This window comes from Pseudomonas sp. P5_A2_2, from assembly GCF_054177685.1.
The window spans coordinates 1-6661 of record NZ_JBGCUL010000199.1 but is presented as its reverse complement, the minus strand read 5'-3'; the positions used below and the strand labels follow the sequence as shown (position 1 = coordinate 6661).

The 6661-nt window shown below is 56.8% G+C and carries 6 protein-coding genes; 2 read left to right on the top strand and 4 right to left on the bottom strand.

The features are described 5' to 3' along the window. Window positions 1–1838: dermonecrotic toxin domain-containing protein (locus tag ACXRVY_RS13795; RefSeq protein WP_458237575.1), on the bottom strand; the 1838-nt coding region annotated here is incomplete at its 3' end. A 395-nt stretch (window positions 1839–2233) separates the two neighbouring features. On the opposite strand from ACXRVY_RS13795, the gene ACXRVY_RS13790 reads away from it, so the two are divergent. Further along, window positions 2234–3169 carry an RHS repeat-associated core domain-containing protein gene (locus ACXRVY_RS13790; protein WP_223463629.1) on the top strand — a complete coding sequence of 312 codons (936 nt, stop codon included), beginning with the start codon at window positions 2234–2236 and terminating at the stop codon, window positions 3167–3169. Between the two features lie 25 nt (window positions 3170–3194). On the opposite strand, the gene ACXRVY_RS13785 is transcribed toward ACXRVY_RS13790, so the two are convergent. Continuing rightward, window positions 3195–3500, bottom strand: a complete 306-nt coding sequence (locus ACXRVY_RS13785; protein ID WP_458237574.1) for a chaperone modulator CbpM — start codon at window positions 3498–3500, stop codon at window positions 3195–3197. Between the two features lie 23 nt (window positions 3501–3523). Next, a complete protein-coding gene (locus ACXRVY_RS13780) occupies window positions 3524–4468 on the bottom strand; it encodes a DnaJ C-terminal domain-containing protein (RefSeq protein WP_458237573.1) in 945 nt (314 codons plus the stop codon). A gap of 298 nt (window positions 4469–4766) precedes the next feature. On the opposite strand from ACXRVY_RS13780, the gene ACXRVY_RS13775 reads away from it, so the two are divergent. Continuing rightward, the gene (locus ACXRVY_RS13775) at window positions 4767–6041 is read left to right on the top strand and encodes an Hsp70 family protein (RefSeq protein ID WP_458237572.1); all 1275 of its coding nucleotides are present in this window, start codon (window positions 4767–4769) and stop codon (window positions 6039–6041) included. Window positions 6042–6158: 117 nt separating this feature from the next. Here ACXRVY_RS13775 and ACXRVY_RS13770 read toward each other — a convergent pair. Continuing rightward, window positions 6159–6661 (bottom strand): AI-2E family transporter (locus tag ACXRVY_RS13770; RefSeq protein WP_458237571.1); only part of this gene is annotated, 503 nt, incomplete at its 5' end.

Sequence of the window (6661 nt, the reverse complement as noted above, 5' to 3'; positions counted from 1 at the left end):
GCGTAATGTTTGCCCTCCAGCGGCAAAATATCCTCACCGGCATGCCGATGCAGCCCCGACTCGTCGAGCCTGGCGTTTGCTGGCAACTTCACATTTCGCTCGTAGGGTTTGAGATCTGGCTTCCACAACCGCGTCTTGCCACTGGGCAAGGTGACCGACTTCAAGCCTTCGATGAAAGGCGAAACCGTGTAGTGAAAAACCGGCGCCAGTGCCGCCATCGTCGCCAGGTTTTCCAGCACATCGGTGATATGTGCCCAGCCCGCCTCCTTGTCGCCCTGGCTCAACTCGCGCGCGCCCTCGATCGTCTCGAACAACAACTGATCCGCAGTGATCAACAGCATGGCTGCGCCTACCGGCGGCACAAAGAACGCGGCGATACCGACGATAGACAGGCCGATATTCAAGTAATTGGCGAGCCGACGTTCACGGGTGATGGCATCCTCGGTGGCGGTGGAAACGGCGAGGACCTGCGCATCCTCTCGCAGATGCCGACGTTTCTGACGAAACATCTCGGTCCAGATGCCAGCCATGCCGACCCACTGAAAATTCAGAGATAGCTTGGCATGCAAATCGATATTCTCCACCGGGTCTCGTCGCCAGTGCCGATCCGCTACGGGGCCGACCAGTCTTGAAGCAGGGCTTACATACTTCAGATAACCACGTACCTGGTCTTTCCAGTACGTGCCGGACGGCGCGTCCAACACTTTCTCGGTAAAACGAAGAAAAAAATGGCCCCGGTCCTTTTCGCTGATGAACCGGCTGAAGAAGCGTTGATAGTCGGTGAGCGCGTCCTTCGCACTATCGATTCGACTTCCCGGAGGCCGGTACATCAGTTGATGGGTCAGTTGCTCTTCGAAGTCAGCGAATGAGGCGTATTTTTTTATCGAGTGCTCTGGATCGTCCGGAATGTAGGCAATGACATAGCTGCCATCGTAACGGTTGGCGTGGGTGGGAAAGAACACTGCGCATTCGGCTATTTCGTAACCCATCAGACTAAGCGGGCTGTAGCTGATGGGGCGTCGGCTGTCTTTATCCTTTACGACATCCTGTTCATTGATCAGTGCGACTATCAACTCGTGATGCGCAAGTTCGATATCACCTTTGAGCAGGGCTGCATAGGCGGCGGCCTTCATGGCTGATTTTTTGCTGTCAATGAAAGCCAGGCTCAACGCCTGCTCATGCGCAGCTCCACCCTCGTAAAGAAACTTGTTTATGAATTTTTGGTACTGACCGCCGATATCGAGCTCGCGACATATCGCTACAAACTGCTGAATTTTCAGTGTGGAATCAATAACGTCGAAGCGTCCCTGCGTATCGGGCCCGGTAATGAACGAAGAGTCTTTGTCGAAGTAGCCTTCCTCAGCCTCGAACGTTTCGAAATTGTGCAACGCCGCCTGCAGCAATGAAAAGGTTCTACTGCGTACATCGCCGGTGCTCACACCCGTCGCAATACCAAAAAATTCATAATCTACCGGGTAATAGAGTCGCACCCAGGTTTTCTCGACATCCAGGTCAATATCCGCTTCGGCCAAAGCAGTGGTCAATAAAGGCTTGGCAAAGGTGGTGACACTGTCCACGGCGGCAAGTGTCTTGTCCCAGTTGTTCTGCGCATGACAGTCAATTTCCATCAACGCTTTCAGGGCACTGCGCTGATCCGTCGAACTATTTTCATACCAGAGTGGAACAGTGGGCTTGGTGTCTTTGAGCACCTTGCGCCGTAGCGGCGAGGCCTGAACAAGGCACTCGGGAATAGTGCTTTTTATGAAGTCGAAGTGACGACCCTTTTCAAAATCAGCGGGTACATCAAGCGTGGTTTTTTCCATCAGAGAATCAGACATATCGCACATCCGTATGCAATCGATTGAACTTTCAATGTACTCATTGTCGATCTGGAATAACAAATCGAAAATCCACCGGACAATACCTGAACAAGCGGCCATAACCATTCAATTAACGGTATGAAGAAATAATTAAATAACACCTTATTCGCAGTAATACCGCTTCATCAGCACCTGCGGCAGCTCCTACAAGGGATCAATGCAGGCAGGATTATTCTACTAACCGTGGTTGCTCGAACGCTCGGTTCTCGGCCAGCAGTTGCCGGGCCTCTCCCGGCAGATCCAGCGCCAGGGAGGCACCTGACTATCAGTTCTGCTAGTTCCCAACACTCTGCAGCAGGATCAGACTGGGGGCGCTGATCACTATCAACGCTCTCACCAAGGAAGGCTCCGCCATGCCTCAGTTACCTGCTGATAATCCCGCGCCCTTACAACAGTCGTGCACTGTCCTGCTGGCTACCGACAACAAAAACTCGATACTCGCCGAAGTCGCGGGGGGTAAGCCTAATTCCATCGCTTATTCCGCCTACGGCCAGCAGTCCGCGCAGCAAGATGTAGAGACGAACCTGGGGTTTAACGGTGCATTGCGCGAGGCGCACTTGGGCTGGTATTTACTGGGTAACGGCTACCGTGCTTACAACCCGATATTGATGCGTTTTCATAGTCCGGACAGTTGGAGTCCGTTTGGGAAGGGTGGGTTGAATGCGTATATGTATTGCGTGGGGGATCCGGTAAATTTTTCGGATCCGACGGGGCATATGCCTAAGAATCTTTTTAGCTTTTTAAAAAAGAGCAAGGCTGTAAGCAAAGCCCCCAGTACGTCGAGCGTTGCTCAGCTAGTACCTCCCAAAACCCCAGTAACCACAAGGGCTCGAGCGCATTCAGAGGTCTCAGCCACTGCGTCTGCACCATCCGATCAGACCTTACGCCCCTTAACGGTCGATGAATGGATGAATAGGCAAAGCGCTGAAGCTGTGACACCTCTACGGGACTCGGGCACTGGTGAGCCCATCTTCGGAATTTTGCCTTTCGAGTCGCGACTACGGACTCGCTCTCCTCAGCCGCCCGTGCCTGAGGGGTTGATGTCTTATGATGAATTCTCTCAACAACATTACGCCTCAGGGCTCCAAAGCAACCGTTCGGAAATACGCCCATCAAATAGCACGACCCTTGTGCATGCTAAAGACGGTAACGTGCGAATCAGCTTGAATCGCCCAGGAGCTGCTGCTGATCAGGGCAGTAATACAAGCCCTGCAACGGATCCAAATAATGGTCTAATCAGACTCCGTTTGAACTCCCCACTGGAAGAGAATAGAAAGGTGAGAAAATAGTTCAGACCGGAACTCCCCAATGGAGTTACTCCACCACCAACCGCCCCAACCTTTGCTTCAACATCCGATTCTCCGCCCTTAGCTGCTGGACCTCTTCAAGCAAATCCAGCGCCAGGGCAACCCCCTCCCACTCCAGCTCCAGGTCGCGCCGCAACTTGGYGGCGCGCTTGGCCAGTGCCAACTCATAATCATTGAAACGCCAGTCCTTGGGCTGCTTGCCCTGAGGTTCGAGGATGCCGTGTTCGACGATTTCGATCACATGGACGTCCGACAGATCGGCCGCCTCACAGAATTCTGCCAGGTCCAGTTGAACGATCAGGGGGCTGCTCATGACGGGCTACTCCATGTCTGGGTTCAGAAGTGTTCTCTCGGATCGAACGCGGCTTTTTTCGCCAGTTCCTGCCACAGGGCCTTGATGTCATCGTCGGACTTCTTCGGCATGACAGCCTTCAGTTGTACGAACAGGTAACCGCGCTCACCGGCCTTGTTCATCAGGCCATGGCCCTTGGCGCGCATGCGCTGGCCGTTCTGGCTGCCCGCCGGGACCTTGAGGTTGATCTTGCCGGTCAGGGTCGGCACGGCGACTTCAGCCCCCAGCGCCAGCTCCCACGGAGCCAATGGCAAGGTGATGATCAGGTTCTCGCCTTCGACGTCGAATTTCGGGTGCGGGGCAAAACGGATCGTCAGGTACAGGTCGCCATTGGCCCCGCCACMCACGCCCGGAGCGCCCTGCCCCTTGAGGCGAATGCGCTCGCCGTCGGTCACGCCGGCGGGGATCTTCACGTTCAGGCTTTTGCTGGTGTTGCTCACATGCTGCCCGGCCGCGTTGTACTGCGGTACCTGGAAGGTGACCTTCTTCGACTCGGTCGACAGTGTTTCTTCGAGAAAAACTCCAAGCTCCATTTCCACGTCTTGCCCTCGGCGTCCGGTGCTGCGACGCGACTGTCCACCACCAAAGCCTGGCCCACGATTGCCGAATATCGAACTGAAAAAGTCCGAAAAGTCGCCCGTGTCCTGGCCGCCACCACCGAAACCGCCACGGCTCTGCCAGCCCGGTGGCCCCTGGAATGGCTGGCCGTGCTGGCCATAGCGGCGCAATTCATCGTATTCGGCGCGTTTATCGGCGCTTTTCAGCGCTTCATAGGCTTCCGAGGCGTCCTTGAACTTGGCCTCGGCGTCCTTTTCCTTGCTGACGTCGGGGTGGTATTTGCGCGCCAGCTTGCGATAGGCGGCCTTGATCGCCTTGTCGTCTGCGGTCGGCTCCACACCGAGAATCTTGTAATAGTCTTTGAAGTCCATCGAAGGAATCACCATCCGTTATCAGAATCGCGCCACAGGCCACAGCATGCGCTTGTTTGCAGCCATTGGTTTGACCGATCTCAAATTTGTGACCGGGCGGCGCAGCAGAAGTTTATCGGCAGCAGGCGGGGCTTCTTGCGAGCATTCCCGCGGCTGTCCGGTTGATGCAGGGTAGTTTGGGGGGGATGCCCCATCTTTCAAGGCATTGTCTGCGAAGAATTAGCAGATAACCGGCCTTCGAATCTGGCGCGCTCTGACATACACTGCGCGGCCGTTTTTTAACCGGAACCTGAAAGACATGAACAACGCATCTCCAGCCCGTGCCTTGGGTATCGACTTCGGCACGTCCAACTCCACTGTCGGCTGGCTACGCCCCGGCGTGGAAACGCTGATCGCGCTGGAGGACGACAAGATCACCCTGCCGTCGGTGGTCTTCTTCAATATCGAGGAACGTCGCCCGGTGTACGGCCGGCTGGCGCTGCACGAGTACCTGGAAGGCTACGAAGGCCGCCTGATGCGCTCGCTCAAGAGCCTGCTGGGTTCCAAGCTGATCAAGCACGACACCAGCGTCCTGGGCACGGCGATGCCGTTCAAGGACCTGCTCGGGCTGTTCATCGGCCAGCTCAAGAGCCGCGCCGAAGCGGCCGCCGGTCGGGAATTCGAAGAAGTGGTACTGGGGCGGCCGGTGTTTTTTGTCGACGATGACCCGATGGCCGACAAAGAAGCCGAAGACACCCTGGTAGACGTGGCGCGCAAGATCGGCTTCAAGGAAGTCTCGTTCCAGTACGAGCCGATTGCCGCAGCGTTCGACTACGAGTCGACCATCGAGAAAGAAGAGCTGGTGCTGATCGTCGACATCGGCGGTGGTACCTCCGACTTCTCCCTGGTGCGCCTGTCGCCGGAGCGTCGGGGTGTGGACAACCGTCACGAGGACATCCTCGCCACCGGCGGTGTGCACATCGGCGGAACCGACTTCGACAAACAGCTCAGCCTGCAAGGCCTGATGCCGCTGTTCGGCTACGGCAGCCRCATGAAGAGCGGCGCCTACATGCCCACCAGCCACCACATGAACCTGGCGACCTGGCACACCATCAACTCGGTGTACTCGCAGAAGTCGCAACTGGCCCTGGGCAGCATGCGCTACGACATCGAGGACACCGGCGGTATCGACCGCCTGTTCAAGCTGATCGAGCAACGCGCCGGACACTGGCTGGCCATGGAAGTGGAAGAAACCAAGATCCAGCTGACCCACTCCGACAACCGTCACGTGCCACTGGATCGCATTGAAGCGGGCCTGAGCGTGGACTTGAGCCGTGCACTGTTCGAGTCGGCCATCGACAGCCTGCTGGAGCGGGTGCGAGCCAGCGTCACCCAACTGCTGGCAGACGCAGATGTGCGGGTCGATCAGGTCGATACGGTGTTCTTCACCGGTGGTTCGAGCGGGATTCCGGCGCTGCGCAACAGTGTTTCGGCGATGTTGCCGAATGCGCGGCATGTGGAAGGCAACATTTTTGGCAGTATCGGTAGCGGTCTGGCGATCGAGGCGGCCAAGCGTTACGGCTCGATGGACTGATCAGGAAGACCGCGGCGCCTGCATCGCGGGCAAGCCACGCTCCCACAGGTCATGCGCTGTCCTTGTGGGAGCTGGCTTGCCAGCGATAGCGTCAGATCAGGCAATACATCTTTCGGATCAAACCATCCCCACCTGCTTCAACTCACTCTTCAGATACGCGTAGTAAATCGGCCCCGCCACCACCCCCGGCAGGCCGAACGCGGCCTCGAACACCAGCATCGCCAGCAGCAACTCCCACGACTTGGCACTGATCTGCCCGCCGACAATGCGTGCGTTGAGGAAGTATTCGAGCTTGTGGATAAAAATCAGATAACCCAGCGCCGCCACGGCAACCCAGATCGACAGCGACAGGCCGACGATGGTGATCAGGGTGTTCGACATCAGGTTGCCGATCACCGGCAGCAGGCCGAGCAGGAACGTCAGCACGATCAGGGTTTTGGTCAGCGGCAGCTTGATGCCGAACAGCGGCAGGATCACCGCCAGGAAAATCCCGGTGAAGACGGTGTTGAGCAAGGAGATCTTGATCTGGGCGAACACGATGTTGCGAAACGCCTGGACCAACAGGTGCAGACGTTCGAACAGTGCGGCGGCCAATGGTTTGCGCTTGGTCAGGTCCGGAA

Coding starts and splice junctions, on each gene's coding strand:
- ACXRVY_RS13790 (WP_223463629.1), top strand. CDS start 2,234: ATGCCTCAGTTACCTGCTGATAATCCCGCGCCCTTACAACAGTCGTGC.